At 62.0% G+C, this 21492-nt stretch carries 14 protein-coding genes and 1 pseudogene; 7 read left to right on the top strand and 8 right to left on the bottom strand.

Features of this window, described 5'->3' with window-relative positions:
• Nucleotides 1-85: 85 nt before the first annotated feature.
• The gene (locus ASG62_RS00145) at nucleotides 86-718 is read right to left on the bottom strand and encodes a L,D-transpeptidase (RefSeq protein WP_056689490.1); all 633 of its coding nucleotides are present in this window, start codon (nucleotides 716-718) and stop codon (nucleotides 86-88) included.
• A 190-nt stretch (nucleotides 719-908) separates the two neighbouring features.
• Nucleotides 909-1109 (bottom strand): hypothetical protein, encoded by a 201-nt coding sequence (locus ASG62_RS00140; RefSeq protein WP_056689488.1) that lies wholly within the window; start codon nucleotides 1107-1109, stop codon nucleotides 909-911.
• Between the two features lie 508 nt (nucleotides 1110-1617).
• Between ASG62_RS00140 and ASG62_RS26095 the strand changes: the two genes are divergently transcribed.
• The 4 genes from ASG62_RS26095 to ASG62_RS00115 all read left to right on the top strand — a co-directional run bounded on the left by ASG62_RS26095 (nucleotide 1618) and on the right by ASG62_RS00115 (nucleotide 6529).
• Entirely contained in the window at nucleotides 1618-2565 is a 948-nt protein-coding gene (locus tag ASG62_RS26095) for a DUF6030 family protein (RefSeq protein ID WP_156381900.1), read from the top strand.
• A 197-nt stretch (nucleotides 2566-2762) separates the two neighbouring features.
• Nucleotides 2763-3614: a metallophosphoesterase family protein gene (locus ASG62_RS00130; protein WP_082536946.1), complete on the top strand. Its 852-nt coding sequence runs from the start codon at nucleotides 2763-2765 to the stop codon at nucleotides 3612-3614.
• A gap of 624 nt (nucleotides 3615-4238) precedes the next feature.
• Nucleotides 4239-4826 (top strand): transglutaminase-like cysteine peptidase, encoded by a 588-nt coding sequence (locus ASG62_RS00120; RefSeq protein WP_056689480.1) that lies wholly within the window; start codon nucleotides 4239-4241, stop codon nucleotides 4824-4826.
• Between the two features lie 242 nt (nucleotides 4827-5068).
• Entirely contained in the window at nucleotides 5069-6529 is a 1461-nt protein-coding gene (locus tag ASG62_RS00115) for an oligosaccharide flippase family protein (RefSeq protein ID WP_056689478.1), read from the top strand.
• Between the two features lie 119 nt (nucleotides 6530-6648).
• On the opposite strand, the gene ASG62_RS00110 is transcribed toward ASG62_RS00115, so the two are convergent.
• Complete coding sequence (locus ASG62_RS00110) at nucleotides 6649-8115, bottom strand: O-antigen ligase family protein (protein ID WP_056689476.1); 1467 nt, start codon at nucleotides 8113-8115, stop codon at nucleotides 6649-6651.
• A 431-nt stretch (nucleotides 8116-8546) separates the two neighbouring features.
• On the opposite strand from ASG62_RS00110, the gene ASG62_RS00105 reads away from it, so the two are divergent.
• The 3 genes and pseudogenes from ASG62_RS00105 to ASG62_RS00100 all read left to right on the top strand — a co-directional run bounded on the left by ASG62_RS00105 (nucleotide 8547) and on the right by ASG62_RS00100 (nucleotide 13839).
• The gene (locus ASG62_RS00105; RefSeq protein WP_244487449.1) at nucleotides 8547-9383 is read left to right on the top strand and encodes a sugar transferase; all 837 of its coding nucleotides are present in this window, start codon (nucleotides 8547-8549) and stop codon (nucleotides 9381-9383) included.
• A gap of 280 nt (nucleotides 9384-9663) precedes the next feature.
• Nucleotides 9664-9814: pseudogene (locus tag ASG62_RS26090) on the top strand (integrase core domain-containing protein); the annotation flags it as partial.
• Nucleotides 9815-10656: 842 nt separating this feature from the next.
• A complete protein-coding gene (locus tag ASG62_RS00100) occupies nucleotides 10657-13839 on the top strand; it encodes an Ig-like domain-containing protein (protein WP_057180232.1) in 3183 nt (1060 codons plus the stop codon).
• A 515-nt stretch (nucleotides 13840-14354) separates the two neighbouring features.
• Here the strand turns inward: ASG62_RS00100 and ASG62_RS00095 are convergent.
• From ASG62_RS00095 to ASG62_RS00075, 5 genes are all read right to left on the bottom strand, one after another.
• The gene (locus ASG62_RS00095) at nucleotides 14355-15560 is read right to left on the bottom strand and encodes a glycosyltransferase family 4 protein (protein ID WP_082537486.1); all 1206 of its coding nucleotides are present in this window, start codon (nucleotides 15558-15560) and stop codon (nucleotides 14355-14357) included.
• 133 nt (nucleotides 15561-15693) lie between these two features.
• Nucleotides 15694-16494: a polysaccharide deacetylase family protein gene (locus ASG62_RS00090; protein ID WP_162246059.1), complete on the bottom strand. Its 801-nt coding sequence runs from the start codon at nucleotides 16492-16494 to the stop codon at nucleotides 15694-15696.
• A 122-nt stretch (nucleotides 16495-16616) separates the two neighbouring features.
• Nucleotides 16617-17960 (bottom strand): UDP-glucose dehydrogenase family protein, encoded by a 1344-nt coding sequence (locus ASG62_RS00085; protein WP_056699137.1) that lies wholly within the window; start codon nucleotides 17958-17960, stop codon nucleotides 16617-16619.
• Nucleotides 17961-18196: 236 nt separating this feature from the next.
• Nucleotides 18197-19516, bottom strand: coding sequence for an HlyD family type I secretion periplasmic adaptor subunit (locus ASG62_RS00080; protein WP_162246058.1), 1320 nt, complete (start codon nucleotides 19514-19516; stop codon nucleotides 18197-18199).
• A 59-nt stretch (nucleotides 19517-19575) separates the two neighbouring features.
• Nucleotides 19576-21378: a type I secretion system permease/ATPase gene (locus ASG62_RS00075; RefSeq protein WP_056699129.1), complete on the bottom strand. Its 1803-nt coding sequence runs from the start codon at nucleotides 21376-21378 to the stop codon at nucleotides 19576-19578.
• Nucleotides 21379-21492: the final 114 nt, after the last annotated feature.

Below are 21492 nucleotides of genomic sequence, written 5' to 3'. Positions count from 1 at the left end.
AGAGGGCAAAGGAGCGGAAGAGCGCTCGGCTCCGTTCCGCCGCTCGTGATGGATTCGGCACCGGCATCGCGGTCGGGATAACCATTCAGGGTCGGCGACGCACGGGGCTGCCTTTCGAGAGGACGACGACCGTGGCGCCAAGTCCGACGCGCGAGGCCAGATCGATCACGTCCTGATTCAGCATACGAATGCAGCCGGAAGAGGCATCGTCGCCGATCGACCACCATTCCGAAGTGCCGTGAATGCGGTAAAGCGTATCTTTGCGGCCCTGGTATAGATAGAGCGCGCGGGCGCCGAGCGGGTTGAACATGCCGCCGTCCAGCCCCATCTGATAGCTGGAAAGGCTCGGCGAGCGCTGCACCATCTCGGCAGGCGGCGTCCAGCGCGGCCAGGGCGCGATGCGGCCGATCACGGCTTGTCCCGACCACGCGAAGGCGCCTTTGCCGACGCTCACGCCGTAGCGCAAGGCCCGGCCCTTGGCTTCGATCAGGTAAAGGAAATGACGGGCGGGATCGACCACGATCGTGCCGGCGGGATGTTCGCTGACGTAGGAAACGGATTGCCGCTGGAAGCGTCGCTCGATCCGGTCCAGCGGCACGGCCGGGACCATCACTCCCTTGTCCCGCAAGGCGCCGTAGCGTGCGGAAGCCGCGCCAGCCGGCAAAAGCGCCGCCGCCGACAGACCTGCGGCGAGCATGAGCAGGGCAAGAAGGCGCATGAAGATGACGTCCGTGATAGGGCGGCAGACCGTGCCGGAACGCAGCGAGGGGCGCGCTCGATAGGCAAGGGGTCCTTAGACCACGCACCCACGGAGCAGCGCCCGCCAGAGATCGGCAGAACAGCCGGATTTCCCTAAAATATCAAGTCACAAGTCTGTAGGAGGAGGGGGGACGGTCGGGCGGTCCTCTTCAGGCGGCTGTTAGGAGCAGCAGGATGCCGCCCCATGCCGCGACGGCCGTCGCGAGCGCGATGCCGCGGATGTGGTGGCCTTCGAGCGAGTCGATCGACAGCGGCTTGAAGCCGAGGGATGAGCCGGCCTGCGAGCGCGTTTCGCGGCCCCCGGGGACCGCGTGCGGGGCGCGAGCCGAAGCGACTTCATGGATCGACATGCGGTCCTCCTTGGACGAGACTTCTTTTCGGTGTGGTCCCGATCCGTGACACGCCGAGTGGCGTAGCTGCTGAGATCGATCCCGGGTGACGGCACTCTAGGAAGCCGAAATCTAGGAATCCTTCCGGAAATTCGTCGCATTCGATGCAATCGCGAAGCTCTCGGCGCTGAAGGTTTCCAAAGTCTGCGAGCGATGTTCGAGGTGCTTTCGCGGTTCGACCTGGCCATCTCGGCTGCCAGGATGTGGTTTGGCCGTGCAAAACCGTCTCGGGCTGCCGGTGCAGGAACTGCTTTGGACGATATTGCGGCGGTCCGGTCCGTAAAATGCCGCAAATATCGGGATGACCTGAGATAGGATAGGCGAGAGACCTGCGGACGACGTCATCCCCGCCATCCACCTCTTGCTAAGGATAAGGTGGGAAAACGGCGTGGGGCGGCAGCGGACCGCTGGACTGCATGAAACTCACCTGCCGTGCGCGGCGATAGCGTTGACGGGAAAGTTGCCTGTTTTGAAACCGAACTGGGACGACATCTCGCCGGACGACGGACGTGTCGAGCATGCTGCCGACAGCGTCGACGACGAGAGCTCGGAGCGTTTCTGGTCGGGACCACCCGGCATGGCCATTCGGCTCGGCTGCGTCGCGGGCGCTGTTGTCTGCATATCCCTCGCCGTCCTCGCGAGCACCGGCCACGAAAGCGATGGTGTCTCATCATCTCGCACCGCAACGATTTCCGCATCCGCATCCGCATCCGCATCCGCATCCGCAGTCGCGTCGGCGCCGGTGCAGCGTTCCGCCGTCTTCTTGCCTGTCGCTGTTCGAGCGCTCAGCGACGCCGCTTCGCCGAACCTCGGTTCAGTGCGCCGTCTCACCCTTTCACCGGCTGCGCTCTGCGAGGTCTTGAAGGTCGGTGAACTGTCGAGCGGCTGGTCGCCCAGCCAGGTCAGCGCTCGAGAATGGGAATGTCTGTCGACGCTCGACGTTTCGCCGACCGATCCGGATGCCGTGAAGGTCGGGGGAAAGGCGCGATCCTCCAAGGCCAAGAGCAAGGCGCCGGGATTTCGTCTTTTCACCATGGCGCGCGGGGTCGGTGAGGACGATGTACGCTTCGTGCGCCTGAAGCTCACCGCGACGGACGAGGAAGAGGCGCAGAAGGGGGCGGTTCTGCTGGCCGAGCGCGTGGCCGCTCTCTTCGCTGCTTTGACATGGCACGCGCCCGAGAGAGTTCTGCTCGGCGCGAAACTGCGACAGCCCTTCGTTCTCGACGATCAGGGCACCAGCGTCCGCTTCATCAAGGAGCGGATGAACGATTTCAGCTACAATCTCATCCTCGAATTCCCCAAGCGGCCAGAGCCTACGATCGCAAAGGCCGAATCCGGCAAAGCCGTAGGCGACGGCACGGCGCCGGACGAAAAGAAGTCCGTGCCGGCAGGCGAAGCCAGGGCTTCTAAGTCCTGACGCTCGCCGTTGCCGCCAGCGTCGGGGTCGCTTGCCTCGATAGAGGGATTATCCTGCCTTTGCGTTCGGCTGGCTGGCGGACGCTCGATCGTGGACATGCCATGCCTAGCCTGATAGCGCATCGATCAATGCCGCCGGAGCATCGCGAGGCGCGGTCACCTTTCCCCACCGCCGTTGTGGGCGGACCGGAGCCGGACATGCCTGCGACCTCTTCGCTCTACCGAAAACTTCGCCGAGGGGCGGCTCGACTGCGAGGACGGCTCACGCCGCTGTGGCCTCTTCAGCGCAAAGCGCCGGCTTTGCCGGAGCGCGCGCCCCGGCGGCGGCTGGAACTGCCGATGCAGCCCAACCGTATCTATGCGGTCGGCGACATTCATGGCTGCGTCGACAAGCTGCGTGCGCTGGAGGCGGCGATTATCGCGGATTGCGTGGGGTTCACAGGCTCGCGGCTGATCGTCTATCTCGGCGACTACATCGATCGGGGTGCCGATAGCGCGGCCGTCATCGATCATCTCCTGTCCGAGCCGCCGAAGGGCTTCTCCCGCATTTGCTTGTGCGGCAATCATGAGGAGGTCTTCGTCGATCTGCTCGACGGCCGGATCTCGACATCGGAATGGCTGCAACTCGGTGGCGACGATACGCTGCTCTCCTATGGATTCGACATCCAATACATGTCGCGTCACCGGCGTCTCAGCGAGGTCGAACTCGTCGCCGAGATCGTCGCGACGATCCCTGAAGCGCATCAGGCATTCTTGCGGGGGTTACCCGCGAGTTTCGCGACGCTGGAGCAGATCTTCGTTCATGCCGGACTTCGGCCGGGACGGTCTCTGGCCGATCAGGCCGAGCGAGACCTTTTATGGATTCGCAAGGCCTTTCTGGAGGCGGTCGCGCCGGAGTTCGGGCGATTGGTTGTCCACGGACATACGCCGGCCGAAAAGCCCTTCGTCAGCGACATACGCGTCAACGTCGACACGGGCGCTTACTTGGGCGGACCCTTGACCGCCGTCCGCATCGAGCAAGGCAGGTTAGGCTTTCTCTCAACCGCCTGACAGGGCCGCATCCGCTACTGCCCAGCCAACATCGTCTTATATGAAGGTTACGTATAGACGGCGTGTCCGACTTGACGGATTCGGCATTTCACGTCCGATGGAGATTGTTATGAGACTTGCCGCCATCAGCCTCGCGATCCTGTCTCTCGGGGCGACCGGACCTGTTTTCGCTCAGGAAGCCAGCCCGTCCGCGACGCATACCTCGCGGGACAGGCTGCGGGACCGAGACCGGCAGGATCTGAACGATTCGATTCTGGAGCGACGTTCCTCCGGCCGTGAACGCGATCTCATCCAGCTTCGTCGATTGCAGAATTTCGGCAACAACCGGCGCAACGCAGTACCGCCGGAATCCGCGCCCGCCAACCAGCTTCGACGCCCCGGCGCGACCGTGCGGACGCAGTAAGTCGGGCCGACCGGTCTCGATGCAGGCACTGGTGGCTGACCCGGCCGATCGACCGGGCCACTCGGCTGTACGGTGGGTTGCACGATGCCTGCGCGCGCGGCGGCGCAGTTGCTGGTCATTCGGTAATGGACATTAATTCTTCTAAAACTTGACGATTTTGCTGAACGCAATCAAAGGCGACGGCGTGTTTCTGTCCTCCATGAGAGATCACGGAGGACGACATGTCGACCGGTAAGACGCTTCTATCTATGATATCGGTGCTGGCCATTTCGGTCGCGACGATGACGACCGCTACAGCCGGCGGGGCAGCTGGGCTCGCCCGCAACGGTCTTGGATCCTACAAGCCGATGCGGGAGGGAGCCAGCGTCCTCGCGCCCTTTTCCTTCATACGCTACTGCGTCAGCAGTCCCGAAGCCTGCCCGGTCGGCGATGGGCGAACTCTAGACTGGTCCGAGTCCACGAAGGCCCTCGTCTCCTCCGTGAACCGCCAGGTGAACCGCCGCATCCGGCCCGTCAACGAGCGCGGCGACACTTGGAGCGCCAATGTCGCTTCTGGCGACTGCGAGGATTTCGCGCTAACTAAACGCCAGGCACTTCTAGAGGCCGGACTGCCCTCCTCGGCGCTGCGGATCGCGGTCGCCACGACCTCGACGGGGGAGGGACATGCTGTGTTGGTCGTGAAAACCGAGGCGGGGGATTTCGTCCTCGACAACCGGATCGGCCGTGTTCTGCCTTGGCACCAGACCGACTTGCGATTCATCAAGATCACGTCCGCAGAAAACCCTCGTCTTTGGCGGCGCCTGCTGTAACCGGCCCCTTCGGCGAAAACGCCACCGCTCCTGCGTTGCGATACGGACGGTAGGGCGCAGACGTCAATGCCAACTGACGGGCGATCCGTTCTGGCACCATCGCAATCGAAAGATGGCCTCGCCACGCTTCATGGCCTTAAGGTGCAAACCCGAGTAGGAAGAACGCCGCGTCGATGATCCGACGCGTTCGCGACGACGGGCGTGCAGGCCCATTCGCCGACGATGCGCTTGAAAGGAAACCCATGAACCAGACAACGAGCCTGCGCCGCACGGCGGTGAGCGGACTTCTCTGGTCGTTGGTCCAGAACTGGGGCGGCAAGATTTTCGGCCTTGTCGTTTTCGTGCTGCTGGCGCGGTTGCTTCAGCCGGAAGAGTTCGGCATCGCCTCCTCTGCCTTTTTGATCCTCACAATCCTGCACCTCGTTGCCGAGTTTGGCTTGGGAGACGCTCTGGTCCAGCGCCCGAGCCTGACGCGGGCGGACGTGACCATCCCCTTTTTCGCCGCCATGACCCTGTCGGTCTCTCTGGCCTCGGGCATGGCTTTGTTCTCCGACGAGATCGCAGCCCAGATGGGCGTCGCCGGCCTTGGCCCCTATCTCGCCGTTTCTGCGGCTATTGGCCCCTTGATGACGCTATCGGCTTTGCAGGAGGCACTCTATCGGCGCGAGCTGAAGTTTCGTCCGCTCGCCATCCGCACGCTTGCTGGCGTTCTCATCGGAGGCGGCGTCGGCGTCGTGATGGCGCTGGCCGGCTTCGGCACTTGGGCGCTGATCGCGCAGTTCGGCGCGCAGATGTTGACCAGCGTCGTATGGCTTTGGTTGCGCCCGGTCTGGACGCCGACGCGAGAGACCAATGCGAAATCGGCCGTCGAGATCGGCCGTTTCGGTGCGAACGTGCTTTCGACCTACCTTCTCGACTTCGTGACGATGAAGAGCGTCGATTTCATCATCCTCATCGTCTACGGCCCCGTGGCTCTCGGCCTCTACACGGTGGCCTCGCGCCTTTATCAGCTCCTGCTCCAGATGCTGCAGACGAGCATTTCGAGCGTCGGTCTTTCCATGCTGTCGAAGGTTTCAGGGGATCTTCCGCGCATGCGCCGGCTTTACGAACGCAGCACCTCGATCTCGGCCCTGTTCGGCATGCCCATCTTCATCGCGCTAGCCGCGCTCGCGCCTGAGGTCAACCACATCATGTTCGGCGCCAAATGGGCGGGGGCGGACCAGTTGATGGTGCCCTTGCTGCTGATCGGCGGCGTCCACTGCATCCAGTTTTTGAACGTCGCCTATCTGACCTCGCTCGGAAAGCCCAACACGCTGGTGCGGCTCGGCCTGCTCAAGGCGATTCTAATCCTGCCGCCGCTTTATTTCATTCGCATGGACAGCGTCGCTTCGACCGTGAATCTCTATGCCTTCTCCCTGCTTCTCCTGTCGCCGCTCAGCTTCGGCGCGACCCTGAGGGCGCTCGGCCTTGGCTGGGGCGCCCTGCTTCTGCCGGTCTTCCTGCCGGCCCTGGCTTCCGGCTTGGCATTCGGCGCGGTGCTGGCCGTCCGGCATTTTGCTCTTTTTCCGGTCGAGAATGTCTTCCTGTCCGCCTTGTTGCTCGGCGCTCTCTTCTCGCTGGTCTACGCTGCCGCGATCGCCATCCTGGCTTTTCGGTCCGCCCGCGAGGTCGTCATCTATGCGATTGGTGCGTTCCGACGCTAAGCATTGCAATGACACCAGTGTCTGAGCTGCGCGCCCATCCGTGAAGGCGATCGGTCTGCGCTGGCCCCGCGGTAACTCCGGATCCCCGATCCCGCAGATCGATCGAAAGCCGTTTGGGTTCAATCCGCGCCTGTATAGCGGCGGTCGAGGCGCGAGCGCCGCACGCCGCTGGGCCGGCCGAGGCTGATCGTTGTGGCAGCGCCGAGAAAAGCGGCCAGAATTGCCGCCATGCCGGGAATTTGTACGGAGAAGTCCACCAGACTGTGCAGGGTGACGAGCAACACCGCGCCCAAGGTGACGATGGGCACGAAGCGAAGCCGCTTACGCGTGCGCAGCCCATGGAGCAGGACAGACGCCAAGTGTCCGTAGACGATCAGGGCCAATGGGACGAAAACGATCCCCATTCCGAGAAGCCCTTCCAGGAAGACGTTGTGCGCTTGCCGGAAGGTCTCGTAGGCTGAGCCGCAACCGACTGGGCGATAGCCGCGAAAGACAGCTTCGAACGTACCAAAGCCCGTACCGAAGAGCCAATTGTCTTCGAACGCCCGAAGCGTCCCTTGATAGACGCAGAGGCGGGAGGTATCGACGCCGCGCGTTTCTAAACGCAGAACGAACTGCTGGCCGAAGACCAAGATCACGCCGCCGACAGCGAGCAGGGCCAGGGCCGCGCCGAAGAGCCAACGCTGACGCCGTTTCTGACTTCTGCCTGCGCCCATTTCGCGAAACAGGAGCGGGAGGACCAGCAGAAAGCTGGCGGCTGTCGAAAGAGCAGCGCCGCGCGAGCGTGTCAAAAGCAGTGCGAGCAGGCAGGCTGCGATGCAGAAAAGCAGAAGCGCCGCGCGACTTCTGCGCCCGCGCGAGAAGGTGGGGCTGAACAGAAGGCGGCTGAGTGCCGATCTTCCCGAAACCTGGCGCACCATACGCAACAGAAGAATAAGGCAGGCTAGCGCGGAAACACCGAACAGCGTCGCTGCTGTGTTCCGATTAACGAAAACGCTGGTGAGGCTGTCGAGATACGCCACCTTTTCCGTAAAGAGCAGGCTTTTGGGAAGAAACGCTACTTGTATGAAGCCGAAGAGCGCAAGCGCGGTGCCGATCGCTCCCAGGACACCGAAAAGCCGAAAGGCCTCTTCGTCGCTGGGAAAGAGGGCCAGCGCCGCCCCATAAAGAAGGAAGGGCATGGCTAGCGGCAGAATGGAGGCAAGCGTCGCTGCTGGATCGACGGTGATCGCATCCGGCACGTCGCCGATCAGTGATCGAGCGATTGACCAGACCGGGTTGGCGAAGGCGTGGCCGGGAAGGCTCGAGGCTTGGAAAACGAGATAGAGGGACATACCGATCGCTAGGCCCAAAGCGAGGCCGTAAGCCCCTCTGGCACGACGGCCGGAAGGTGGAACGAACGAGCCGAGGCCTGCCGCTGCGATCGTTACGAGGAACGCGACGGAAAGGGCGACAGGCGTGACCGCCCCGAAAGGCAGTACCGCTGCGAGGAGGGCGAAGACGAAGAGGATTTGTCCACTTTTCCTGATCCGTTGCGACCAGGACCGTGCTGGGGGTTCTACGACGAAGCCGGCGTCCGGGATCACGATGCGAGGCCTTCCGACCCAATAAGCGAGCGCTGCACCGAAATGTCGGCAACTTCGTTCGAACGTTCGCTCTTGCAGACTATGGCCGTCACTCCTCGGCTTTCGGCGTCATCATGTCGCCTATTTCGAAGGTAGGCATTGTGGCGGATCGCGTCGCCCGTCGTCCCTGATGCCACATCAGGCTCTATCAATTCAACATGGCAGCCATGTCATTAAGACATAATAAATGAAAAAAGGTCATTCGCGCCGGGCCTTAAGCCCTTCTCGGGGCTTGGCAGAATGTCGAAGAGCCGCGGTCCAATCCATCAAATGCGCTTTAGCGGAGTGACAAATCATCCATCATCCCTTATGCATCACGTTGTGTTGTGCAGCGCACAACAGACGGGGCATGCCGGTTTGGTGTTCGGCAGGCTGCGATCGGGGTGTGGTTTTTGAGCGACCAAACAGCCGAATGGGTCGCTCGGGTGCCGAAGGTGTTTGAGATATTTTTCAGAAACAAGTCAGCATCTGGGTGGATCATGAGCTTACGTGAAGCGAACGAACTTAAGTCATTCTCTTCGGTTGACGCTTCGGATTTCGGCCTCACCGTCGCATCCCTTCAGTCGGCTCCGACGGTTGTTCGAAAGGCTTCTCAGGGGCGACGTTCGTCTGCCTATGTGAGGTTCGGCTTCAAGCGCCTCTTCGATATCATCGCGTCGTCGGCGGCTTTGCTGCTGATCATGCCTCTTCTGCCGATCATTATGGTGGCTCTCCTCATTCAGGATGGGCCGTCGATGATCTTTCGGCAGCAGCGCATGGGTTTCGGAGGCTCGCGTTTTCAGTGCCTCAAGTTCCGTTCGATGGCGCTCGATGCCGACGTGAGGTTCGCCGAGCTGCTGCGCACGTCTTCGGCGGCGCGTACGGAATGGGAGGCGACACAGAAGCTTCGCTCCGATCCCCGGATCCACCGGGTCGGACACATACTGCGCAAGTCGAGTCTTGATGAGATTCCGCAGCTGTTGAATGTTCTCTTCGGCGACATGAGCTTGGTCGGTCCTCGCCCCATGCTGCCCGAGCAGGTCGGTCGCTACGGCGAGGCCTTTCATGCCTATTCCAGTGTCCGTCCCGGCATAACCGGCCTTTGGCAGGTGAGCGGCCGTAACACGCTGACGTTCGACGAGCGCGTTTCGCTCGACGCTCGCTACAGCGAGGACGTCACGTTCTGGGGCGACGTTCGCATTCTTGCCAGGACCGTTGTCGTCGTCTTGATGGGTCACGGCAGCTGCTAGTAGGCCAATAGATCTCTCCGATATTTCGCGTATGATTGCGAGGGCTGATCCATTGTGGATCGGCCTTTTTCGTTTGATGCCAGCATGCTAGTAAGATGACTTTTGGTATTCCGATGGTGAATGCTTAAGCCTTCGATGCATTTGAAGCCTTCGCGAAACCTTTAACGGCCGAATGCTGCGGCATCTCGGCCGATGGTAAAGCATGGATGATTCTTCTCTCAATTCATTTGCGTCTGTCGACTCGCCGCCAAGCGAGAGAATGCTCTTCCGCTGTCAACCCTTCGAAGGCGCCTGTTCCGATCTCGACATCGAACATCGGCTGACGACACCTCGTCACCCCCTGGGCGAACAGTCAGGTCGAGCGCATGAACAGAACGGTCAAGGACGCGACCGTCAAGAGCTTCCATTGCAACAATCACAACCAACTCCGTTATAGCCAGACACGCTCGACCGGATTGAGGTCGAGGCCGTCAGGCGGCAGGGGCGCCAAGGTGGTGTTGCCTGGCACGACGAGTGCCCCGGTCCTGCCTGACACCGCCATCATCCTGGCCTCGCTCCGCCACTGGATCGAGCATTATTGCAAGTTTCGCCCGCACTCAGCCTGAAGTTCCGCTCACCGAGCGAGTTCATCAGACCCAGTGCCTAAACCCGACCGCCGCCTGTCCAATGAAAATGAAGTCCGCTCCCACATTCACTACGGTCTTAGTTCAGCACGCACGCACCGCCACTTCGCCCCACTTTGATGCCGCTAGAGGATGACCTCGACCGTGCGCCGCGGGTGTGGACTCGAGACCTCGACATGCGGGCGGCAGATCTTGATTGGCGGCTCCAACATAGCCCATCACCCATCCGTCAGCATCATCGCTCTCTCTCATCGGAAAACGATCGACATAGAGTCGGGCTCAAGCGCTGACAGGCCTTAGCCACAGGTCTCGCAAAACCCAAGAATAAGGAGAAGCGAGCTAGCGAAAAATTAATACTTTATAGTTAAGTTTTGCTTAAATTTTGCGTTGCCTGCGATGTGTCAGATCGACCGTGCTTTCGTTGGTATGGGTAAAATGTGAGCGTTTCAACCCACTATCCCTTAGATTGCGTTCGCTAAAACGATCCCTGAAGCAACAAGAGGGATAGCCCCGTGGCGACTTTAGTCGTGAAACCCGACGAAATTCCGTCGGTGACCGCACAGTGGTTCCGCATCGAGTTGGATGGGGAAGTCTACGACCCGCAGTTTGCACGAAAAGACTACAGCATTACCTCTAAAGACAATCAGACGTTGCGGTTCGAACTCCGTGACGGTGAACAGCATTGGTGGGATGCCGCCGCCGGCCACAAGTCGGAACGCACGGAACTCGCTGGAAAGAAACTTTATCAGGACGGCGAGGCGATCGAGGTCTCCTACGGGTTCAAGCTCGAGGAGGGCGCCCCGAACACGGCCAAGTGGATGGTGCTCGGCCAGTTGCACATGGGCGAGTGGGATGGCGACGAAATCGGCGTCCCGCCGCCTTTCCGGATCGGCCTCGTCGGCGAAAAAATGTCGATCACGATCGGCGTCACGCAGCCCGATGGAAAGAATGTCGAAAAGGTCATCTTCACCGATGTCTACGACATCGACCGTGGCCATCAGTACACGATGGACGTGAAGGCCGTGTTCGACGCGGATGGCAACGGCCGCTTGATTGTGACCCGTGATGGCGTCGCTCTCGTCGATTATGCCGGAAATCTCGGCTATGCCCAGCAGAAGAATGTCTACTGGAGCCAGGGCATTTATCGCGACTCCGCTGCAACGGAAACCGTCGTCGCCGAATACAGCAATCTCCACATTAAGTCCGGCGATGCCGTGCAGTTCCCCTCGGGCGAAGTCTATGTCGCCGCGCCGAAGCTTGCGATTGCTTCGGTCGGAGCGGCAGGGGCGGACGGCTCGCGTCATGTCCTGGTCACCGGCACGRCCAAGCCCGGCGCGACCGTCGTGATCGGCGATGGAACCACKGTGCTCGCGACCGTCAAAGCGGATGCGCAGGGTAATCTTTCTGCCGACGTGAAGATCCCGAAGGGCGCCGAGACGTTTCTCCATGCGACCGCGACCGACGCGGCCGGCAACAAAGGCGTTCCCGCCATTCCGATCACGGTTGAGATCGGCACCGCGGCGGAGATCGTCGCGCGGCTRRTCACGCTCACCGACCAGGGCAATGTCAGCGCCGTCGTTCTGACCGACACCAACGTCCTGACCATTCCGACCGGRCAGCTGGCTTTCTTCATGCGCAAGGCGGAGGCGGTGCTCGACAAGATCCAGGGCACCTACTCCTTCCTGGAGACCGGCAAGGTCACTGGCCAGTCCTACGATCGGCAGGACGTCGCCTATACGTCGGACGGTGTCATCACCGAGCGCCTGCGCTATTCGAACGGCGTCCTCACCTATGACGAGAAGATTGCGTCGGACGGTTCGCGAGAGGTCGCCGCGCGGAATTCCAAGGGTGGAACGGACGTCACTCAGTATTCGAAGGATGGCACGCTTCTGCGGGTCGATCAGTATGACGCCGCCCACAAGATCGTCTTCTCGCAGGTCAAGTTGCCCGATGGCGGGCAGGAAACCTATACCTACAACGCCACGACCGGCGTCCTGACGAACCACACGGTCTATAACGCCGACAAGTCGAAGGTCGTCGAGGAACTCGGCATCGTCGGACGCGCCTACGACAAGCAGGTTTATGTCTACGATGCGGCGGGCAAGCTGATCCAGCAGGACCGCGTCGAGCCGGACGGCACCACGATCTGGTCACAGATCACCAAGGCCGACGGGTCGCGCGAGATCCACAACTACAACGGCGTCAGCGGCAAGGAAACGAGCTACCAGCTCTATGCGGCCGATGGCAGCCGCACGGATGCCAATCTTGCCGTTACCGGTAAGCCCTATGCGGGCATCGTCAACGTCTACAACGCGGCGGGCAAGCTGACGGGCACCGACACCTACTCCGGTGCGGGCAAACTGATCTCGTCCGATCGCTGGAACGCGGATGGCTCGCACACCGTCTACACGATCGACGCGACCGGAACCGCCACCGGCTATAAGCTCTATCTGGCAAACGGAACCGTCACCGAGACCATCTATCCCGTAAAGGCGCCTCTGCTCGAAGCGCCGGTCAGCAACGGGACGGCATCGCCGGACGGCACGCACACCGTCTATGCCGTTGATGCCACGGGGCATCGAACCGGCTTCACGACTGTCGCCGCCGACGGCACGAAGACGGCGGCGGTCTACGTCGCCGGCACGACCGTGATCCAGAAAAGCGAGGTCTACGACGCTTCCGGGCGGCTCGTCGCTTCTAACCTGTTCGATACGCTCGGCCGTGTCGTCAGCCAGGAGTTGAAGAAGGCGGATGGGTCGACGGAACTGCATCGCTTTGACGTAACGGGCAAGGAGACGTCCTTCACGCTCGTTTCGGCATCCGGCGTTCGCACGGAGGGCACGCAGGTGGTTGTCAACCGCCCCTACGACAAGCAGTTGGCCGTCTTCGATGCGTCCAACAAGCAGCTGGAGATGGACCGCTGGGTCGACGGCAAGCTCGTCTTCTCCCAGAAGCTTCAGGCGGATGGAACGACCACAGTCGTTTCCGTCGCAGCCAACGGCACTAAGACGATCGCTACGATGGGCGCCGACGGAAAGCTCCTCAAGAGCGATGCCTACGATGCGGTCGGACTTTTGACGACATCCGATGTGCGCGGTGCCGATGGATCGAAGGATGTCCACCGCTACGACGCGGCAGGCAAAGAGCTCGGCCATACGCTGACCTATGCGGATCGCTCCCGCGTCGAGACGACCTACGACATCCAGAACCGACCCTACGACAAGCAGTCGGTTCACTACGACGTCGCCGGCAAGGTTCTCGACATGGCGCGCTGGTCGGGCGATAAGCTCGTCTTCCAGCAGACCGTCCACGATGGCGTGACGACGGTCCAGAATTTCGATCTGGCGGGCCGGAACACGCTGATCCACACGACCTTCGGCGATGGGACGAGGGACATCCAGACCTTCATCTTCTCGGCGGATGCGTCCGTCACCCAGCCGCTACGCGTTCAGGAGGATCACTACGCCGCCAACGGCGTGAAAGCCTGGACGGATGTGACGAATGCCAACGGCGTTCACGAGCAGACCGCCCATGTCGGGGGAACGACGCTCACCTCCCATACCGGCGTCAAAGACGTCTTCAACGCCAGCACCGGAGTGGATCGCTTCGTCTTCGACGTCAGCTCTGGAAACGATGTGATCAACCGGTTTGCGACGGCAGGCACGTCTCACGACATCATCGAGATCGATCACGACTTCGCTGCCGCCTTCTCCGATCTCGCCATCGTCAGTTCTGGAGCGGATACGATCATCACTCTCAGTCCGACGGATACGATCACATTGGTCAACGTCCAGGCCTCTCAACTGAGCAACCAGCACTTCCTGTTCGTCTGATCCGCTTTCATTCGAAAAGCGGACAATACGCACGACGACGAAGGGCCAGGCAAGCGATTGCCTGGCCTTTTACTGTGGCAGGTCCACTCTCGGTGGCCGGCGCGCGTCCCTTGGCAGCCGTTCTGCACGTTAACGAGATGCTCGGGCTCGAAGCAGGGCCGAAGTCCGCCATCTCATGCCAGGTAGTATTGAGACGCATCCTGGCAGTTCGTCTGCGAATGTCTCACGCCTCGGGCGCCTGTGAGACATTCGCAAGGACTTCGACGGTCGGGCGCATCTGAAGCCTTGGCCGGCGGTATCAGAAAAAGCCGTCGACGTAAGTCGCGGGCGCGATGTCCGAAAGCCGAGCGCCGCCGCCCATGGAAAAGGGGCCGCATGGGCCCCTCGAAAGAGATGTCTTGAAACGCTCTGAAGAGGCGACCAGGATTCCCTTGAGCCACATTTGCGGGACGCCGGTCCACGCGCCCGACAGGAGGGCACGGCTGTCGCCGCGCCGTCCTTCCAATGCCCGGGCGTCAGGCCTCCTTGGAGACGGTCGAGATGTCGGGCAAAAACCGCGAGTAGGCGGCGACGTAGTTCTGGGCTTCGCGCTCCCAATCGAAGCGAGCATGGGCCAAAGCGCTGGCCCGCTCGCCGGCAGCTTTCCGAAGGTCCAGATCGGTGATCAGCGGCAGGCAGGCGGCAGCAAGGCTCGCCGGTGTCGCGTCGGCGGCGTAGCAGCCGGCTTCCCCGAGCAGGCGCTTCGTCTCCGTCAGGTTGTAGGAAACGGAGGGAATGCCAAGGGCCGAATACTCGAAGACTTTGTTCATGCTGATCTTGTCGTTGTACTCGTTCACCGGATCCGGGATAATGCCGATGTCGAAGGTGCTGAGCGCGGCCAGCAGTTCCTCGCCTCGGAGGTAGCCGGTAAAGGTGATGCGGTCTGCAACGCCGAGTTCCACTGCAAGCGCCTTGACGGAGGCGAGCGCCGGTCCGTCGCCTGCAACGACCGCACGGACATCGGTCTGCCCGTGATCTGCCACGAGATGGTGGACGCAGCGCACGAGATGATCGACACCGTCCTGGTCTGCGATGATGCCGATATAGCCGAGCACGGTGCCAGCGCCGGCACGCAGCGCCTCGTTCGGCGGGACGCGGCGGATGCGCGACTTGTCGGGCACGCTGTAGACCGTGACCACATCCTCCGGCTTCTTGCCGCCGCGCGAAATCGCGAGCTGGCGATAGGTCTCGTTGGCCGAGATCACGAGGTTCGCCGTCTTGAACGTCGCCTTCTCGGCCGCCAGGAGCAGGCTGTGGAAGAAGCCGCGCCGTTCGAATTTCGCCACGAAGAGTTCGGGGCAAACATCGTGATGGTCGAAGACGAACCGCTTGCCGAAAAGCTTGAACGGCGCGGCGACCAGGAAGATCAAATCCGGCGGGTTGCAGGCCTGGATCACGTCGAAACCGCGACGTCTGGCGACCTTCAGGAGCAGGCGGAACTCATGGAAGAGGGCCGCGCCATATTCCAGCAGAAAGGCGAAGCGGCCGCTCGCTTCCAGCGGCAGGGGATGGCGGAAGACCTCGATGTCGTCGATCGTTTCGAAGGCCTTCGGATACTGCTCGCTTTTCGGGCAAATCACGGACACGGTCCAGCCGGCATCGCGCAGAGCACAAGCTTCCTGCCAGACGCGTCGGTCGAGCGGGACGGGCAGATTCTCGACGATGATTACGCAGGATGGCATCGTTGTCTCCGTATGGGGCAGGGGGAGCTCGACGGGCGGCCGGGCGCGATCCGCAAGGCTGCTGCATCGGCGAACCTGAAACCGACATCACTGTCTATCTTGCTGCACTGCAGCATGCAAGCGCCAGTGAATTTCAAGGGTTGAGTGCAACGATTTTCGCGCCCCGACGCTGCAACTCGTCCAGCACCATCGGCAGAAGGAGAAGCGTGTTCGCCATACCGTCATGGAACAGGATGACACCACGGTCGCCCCATTGGTCGAACAGCCGCTTGAAGCTCTCCTCGGGGGGAGAATTGCGCCAGTCCTGCGGACTGTAGTCGATTCCGGCAACCGTTAGGCCGTCGCTTCGCGCCATGTCGATCAGGGGCTTTGGCAGAATCGGCGGGACGCCGGAGGAGCCGGGATACCGGAAGAGCCGGAGCGAAGGCGAATAGCCTTCCACTTTCGCGGCGGCTTCGACGGCATCGCGCCCCTTGAGCATCTCCGCTTCAATAGCTTCGGACGAAAGGTTCGACAGATCGGGATGGGAATAGGTGTGGGTTCCCAGCGTATGCCCGCCCTCCAGAATCTGCTGGACGAGACGCGGACGAGCTTCCGCCCGTTTGCCTACCAGGAAGAACGTCGCCTTCACGCAGCGTTCGGCCAAAATATCGAGCAAAAAAGGCGTCGTGTCGGAGCGGGGGCCATCGTCGATGGTGAGAACGTATTCGTTCTGCTTTAGCGGTAGGCGCGGCAAGCCCTGCACGCGTCCGAACCCAACCATCCCGCTTGGAATGGAAAAGTTCGGACCGGTCAGGGGCCCCGTGCAGTCTTCTGCAGCGCGCGCGCCGGACAGAGCGGCAACAAGTCCGGCAGCGGCGACGGCCGCCAGGATGGCGACGCGAAAGGTCCCGCGAACCGTCTGGGCGCGACTTCGTTCGGTATGTCGCATCATCGTGTCCGGTTCCGCTTTACCCTCGGACAATCGAGCTATCCGCGCACCGCATTCGGTCGTGGCCGCAGGCAACCTGCCGTTCCGATGCCAAACCGCCATGCTCTTGGGATCGTTTGCCGAGGTCAGTTTCCTGCCTCGGCCGGCTGCGCCCCCTCGTGCGCCAGCCCGCGGCCGACGTCGACGTAGGTAAAGCCGCGATTGCGCATTTCCTCGGGGCGATAGACGTTGCGCAGGTCGATCAGAACGGGAGCCTTCATCTTGCTCTTCACCCGGGCGAAATCGAGTGCGCGGAAAACGTTCCATTCGGTGACGAGAACGGCGGCATCGGCACCCTCGACGCAGTCGTAGGCATTGGCCGCGTACTCGACGTTGGTCAGCATGCCCCGTGCCTGCTCAACACCCTCCGGATCGAAGGCGCGGATGATGGCGCCACCGTCCTGCAGGGCAGCGATGATCGAAAGCGATGGCGCGTCGCGCATATCGTCGGTGTTCGGCTTGAAGGTCAGGCCTAGGATCGCAATCGTCTTGCCGCGCACCGAGCCGCCGCAGGCTGCGATGACGCGGCGGGCCATGCCGCGCTTGCGTTGGTCGTTGACGGCGGCCACTGTCTCGACGATGCGCGAGGGCATGCCGTAATCCTGGGCTGTCTTGATCAGCGCCAGCGTGTCCTTCGGGAAGCAGGAGCCGCCGTAGCCCGGGCCCGCATGGAGGAATTTGCCGCCGATGCGGTTGTCGAGGCCCATGCCGCGCGCCACGTCCTGGACGTTCGCCCCGACCTGCTCGCAAAGATCGGCGATCTCGTTGATGAAGGTGATCTTCGTCGCGAGAAACGCGTTGGCCGCGTATTTCGTCAGCTCGGCCGTGCGGCGGCTCGTGTAAAGGATCGGCGCCGAATTGAGGTAGAGCGGGCGATAGACCTCCGCCATCACATCGCGAGAACGCTGGTCTTCGGCGCCGATAACAATGCGGTCGGGGCGCTTGAAGTCGTCGATCGCCGCGCCTTCGCGTAGGAATTCGGGGTTCGAAACGACTGCGAATTCCGCATCTGGACGAATTCCGCGGATGATGCGCTCGACCTCGTCGCCGGTGCCGACGGGAACGGTCGACTTGGTCACGATCACCGTATAGCCGGAAAGGCTCTCGGCGATGTCTCGGGCGGCTGCGTAGACGTAGGACAGATCGGCGAAACCGTCGCCGCGCCGCGAAGGCGTGCCGACCGCGATGAAGATGGCATCCGCGTCGGCGACAGCGGCCTTTAGATCGACGCCGAAGGAAAGCTGGCCGGCCTTGACGTTACCGGCCACCAGCGCGTCGAGACCCGGCTCGAAGATTGGGATGCGACCGGCAAGCAGTGCGTCGACCTTCTTCTGATCCTTGTCGATACAATGCACTTCATGGCCGAAATCTGCAAAGCAGGCGCCCGAAACGAGGCCGACATAACCTGCACCGACGATCACGATCTTCATGCAAACCCCTCAAGACGTTGTGACTGTGTCAGTGAATGCCCGCCGCTGCGCTTCGGCGCAACCCCTGCCGATCGTATTCGGCGGGCGCGTCGGACACTCGCACGGATGACTCCCGTCGAGCGGTGCCGTCGTCGCATGGCTGATGCGTTCAATCCGCATGTCTCTCACACGCCGGTTCGCATCGAGGGCGGACGCCGGAAAGGCGCCGGCTCATGGAAGCTCTGGAGCGCCTGATCTTACTCTTGACGGAAGGCTCGGCTGAAACTGTCTTCCAGCGGCTTGAGCAGATACTCGAAAAAGGTCCGATCGCCGATCTTGATATAGGTCTCGACGGGCATGCCGGGATAGATGTCCGATGTCTTCACGCCGGCCGGCAGAGCTTCCGCGATCTTGATCCGAGCGTTGTAATAGGCCTGCTTGCTTTCTGTATCGACCAACCTGTCGGCGGACACGTAGCTGACGGTGCCGTCGACGACGGGCGTCGTACGGCTGTTGAGTGCGCTGAAGCGCATCGTGGCGTCTTGGCCGACATGTACGACGTCGACGTCGGAAGGTGAGATGCGTGCTTCCACCTCCAGCGCGTTCGACGTCGGCAGGAGTTCCAGAAGGGCATCGCCCGCACGGACGACGCTGCCGGGCGTGTTGACACCCATGCTGACGACGATTCCATCGCTCGGGGCGCGAATGAGGACCCGGTCGAGGATCGACTCGGCCTCGGCAAGCTGCTCTTCGGCATCCGAAAGCGCGGCGCGAATCTTGTTGAGCTCCGTTGCGGCGGTTTCCACGCGCTGCGTCGTCAGGCGCGAGAACTGAACCTCCGCTTCCACAATCTGCGTCCGCGACGATAGGATGCTGGAGCGTACCTGCCCAAGCTGGCCGACGAGATCGGCCTCCGCGCGCACGAGCTGGGTATATTCGGAGCGATCTGTCAGTCCCTTCTTGAGAAGGGCCAACTTGCGCTTCGCTTCGTCCTGCACGACCGCGACCTGTGTCTCGACGGCAGTCTGCTGCGCTTCGAGGCCGCTGATCTGGTCATTCAGTGCCACGACGCGCTGGCGCAGAATCTTGCTTTCCTGATCGTAGCGCTTCAGCCGGACGGTGAATTCCTTCTCCTGCTCGTCCAGAATGCCAGGCGAGATAGAGGCGGCAGCCGCGGCCTTGATGTCGGGAGAGAATTCGATTTGCGTCTGACCTTCCCGCTCAGCCGTGAGCCGCCTCAACTGCGCGTTGAAGGTCAGGATCTGGAACTGGAGACGGTTGCGGGCGGCCAGCGCCTTCGTCGCATCCAGTTCGAAGAGGACCTGACCCGTCGTGACACGATCGCCTTCCCGCACCAGGATCTTGGATACGATGCCGCCTTCCAGATGCTGCACCCGCTGGTTTCGACCCGACGCCGCGATGTAACCTGGCGCGACGGCGGCCGCAGCCAGCGGTGCGTAGACCGCCCAGACGCCGAAGACGAGCGCGAATGTGCCGGCCAGCGTCAAGCCGCCGAAGGTCAGCGTCTTGGTGTCGATGTCGACGTCTTTTGCCCAAACCGGCTTGAGGAGGGTCACGGTTCGTCCTTTGCGTTCGGAAATCGGCGCTGCGGCATCGGTGCGAAGATGCGAGGCCATTAGGCGTCCGACGAAGGTGGCGGCGGTATGGCTGGCGTGCCGGCCGGCGCTGGCAGGCTACCCCCGCCGAACCGTCCCGAGAGGACCTTGGCGGGCTTAGCCGCCTCGACGGCCTCCTGGCGCTCCTTCGCCTTCTGCGACTGTCTTGCATAGACGTCGTTGCGCGGCCCGTAATCCTCGATCATCCCGTCGCGGATGATCATGACCTTGTCGGCCTTATCCGCGATATGCCGCCGCTGCGTCACGACGATGGCCGTGATCCCGTCGAGGCGGGCGGTGTCCAAAGCCCGTTCGAGGGCAAGCTCCCCGTCGGAATCGAGATTGGCGTTCGGCTCATCGAGCACCAGCATCTTCGGATTTCCAAAGAAGGCACGTGCCAAGCCGATGCGCTGGCGCTGTCCGCCGGACAACTGCTGTCCCGTCGGACCGATTACCGTGTTATAGCCCCGGGGAAGATTAAGGATGAGATCGTGGACCTGCGCCTTTTGTGCGGCGGCCACGATCTGCTCGTCGAGCGCGTTCGGATCAAAGCGCGCGATGTTCTCGGCGATGGTGCCCGGTAAGAGATCGACGTCCTGAGACAGATAGCCAAAATATCGGCCGAGCTGCTCGCTGCGCCAGGTCCGGATGTCGGCTCCATCGACCCGAACAACGCCGCTCTGCGGCCGAATGGCGCCGACGATGGTCCGCGAGACGATCGACTTGCCCGCCCCGGACGGGCCGACGATGGCGATGCGCTCGCCAGCCGGGATCGTGGCGCTGATACGCTTCAGGAGAGGCTCGCCGCCGCTCGGGGGGTAGACGACCACTTGGTCGAGCGTGATCCGGCCGCGCGGAATGGGAAGCTCCGTGCGGTCGTCTTCGCTGGCGGTGGAGTCCAGCGCCATGCAGACCCGCTTCCAGGCGCCGCGAGTCTCGACGAAGCCGCGCCAGCCGCCGATCACCTGGTCGATCGGCTGCAGGCCGCGCCCCGAAATCAGCGAGGAAGCGAAGATCATGCCTGCCGTCATCTGCCCCTCGACGACGAGATAGCCGCCATAGCCGAGGATCGCGATCTGCAGGGCGAGGCGAAAGGCCCGCGAAGCACCGGAGAAGCCCGCATTGATCGCGTTGACTTGTTCCTGACGGCGAAGCGAGGAGGCTTCCTCCCGACCCCAGGTGCCGATGACGTTGCGCGTCATGCCCATCGCGCGGATCGTTTCCGAACTGCGGGCGAAGGCCTGCGCGGCAAGCATGGCCGCGGCGCTGTTCTCGGCGCCTCCTCCCGCCGCGCTCGTCGCCATTTGGTTGAAGATCGCCAGTAAGGCAAGAATGACGGCGCCACCGACCGTTAGGAAGAAGAGATGAGGATGAATGAAGTAAAGGATTCCGATGAAAACGGGCGCGAACGGCAGGTCGAGATAGGCCAGGATCGCCTTGGTTGAGATGAAGTTCCGAACCGTCCCGAGATCGCGCAGCGGCTGCACGTCGCCCATTGCTGCCCGCTGGTGGCTCATGGCCGCGACCAGCGTGTCCGATCCGATTTCGACATCGACCCTGGCCGCGATGCGGGCCGCAATCATCGATCGAACGGCCTCCATCACACCCAGCAGAATCAGCATGATCAGCGCGATCAGCGATATGTAGATCAGCGTTTCGATCGATCCCGACGGCAGCACGCGGTCGTAGACCTGCAGCATATAGACCGGCTGCACGAAGAGCAGGATATCGACGACGAAGGTGAAGATCGCCAGAACGACGACGCCAGATCGGAGAGTTCCGTAGAGGCGGTCCTTCGGCCTCTGCTCGGCTGCAATACGCATTTGTCACCCATGGCCGTAAACCTGCGTCGATACGGCAGGTATCTGGCTTCTAGCGCGCCGCGACGAAAATATAAACGGGCCCGGCACACTTCTTGGAGAGCAGGGTTAAGTGAA

This window comes from Aureimonas sp. Leaf427, from assembly GCF_001425485.1.
Taxonomy (GTDB): Bacteria; Pseudomonadota; Alphaproteobacteria; order Rhizobiales; family Rhizobiaceae; genus Plantimonas.
Note: the sequence above shows the minus strand (reverse complement) of the source record. Positions and strands in the feature narration are given on the sequence as shown.

Bases quoted from the DNA above. Each gene is read 5' to 3' on its own strand.
- ASG62_RS00145 (WP_056689490.1), bottom strand. From the start codon at position 718: ATGCGCCTTCTTGCCCTGCTCATGCTCGCCGCAGGTCTGTCGGCGGCG.
- ASG62_RS00140 (WP_056689488.1), bottom strand. From the start codon at position 1,109: ATGTCGATCCATGAAGTCGCTTCGGCTCGCGCCCCGCACGCGGTCCCC.
- ASG62_RS00130 (WP_082536946.1), top strand. From the start codon at position 2,763: ATGCCTGCGACCTCTTCGCTCTACCGAAAACTTCGCCGAGGGGCGGCT.
- ASG62_RS00120 (WP_056689480.1), top strand. From the start codon at position 4,239: ATGTCGACCGGTAAGACGCTTCTATCTATGATATCGGTGCTGGCCATT.
- ASG62_RS00115 (WP_056689478.1), top strand. From the start codon at position 5,069: ATGAACCAGACAACGAGCCTGCGCCGCACGGCGGTGAGCGGACTTCTC.
- ASG62_RS00095 (WP_082537486.1), bottom strand. From the start codon at position 15,560: ATGCCATCCTGCGTAATCATCGTCGAGAATCTGCCCGTCCCGCTCGAC.
- ASG62_RS00090 (WP_162246059.1), bottom strand. From the start codon at position 16,494: ATGATGCGACATACCGAACGAAGTCGCGCCCAGACGGTTCGCGGGACC.
- ASG62_RS00085 (WP_056699137.1), bottom strand. From the start codon at position 17,960: ATGAAGATCGTGATCGTCGGTGCAGGTTATGTCGGCCTCGTTTCGGGC.
- ASG62_RS00075 (WP_056699129.1), bottom strand. From the start codon at position 21,378: ATGCGTATTGCAGCCGAGCAGAGGCCGAAGGACCGCCTCTACGGAACT.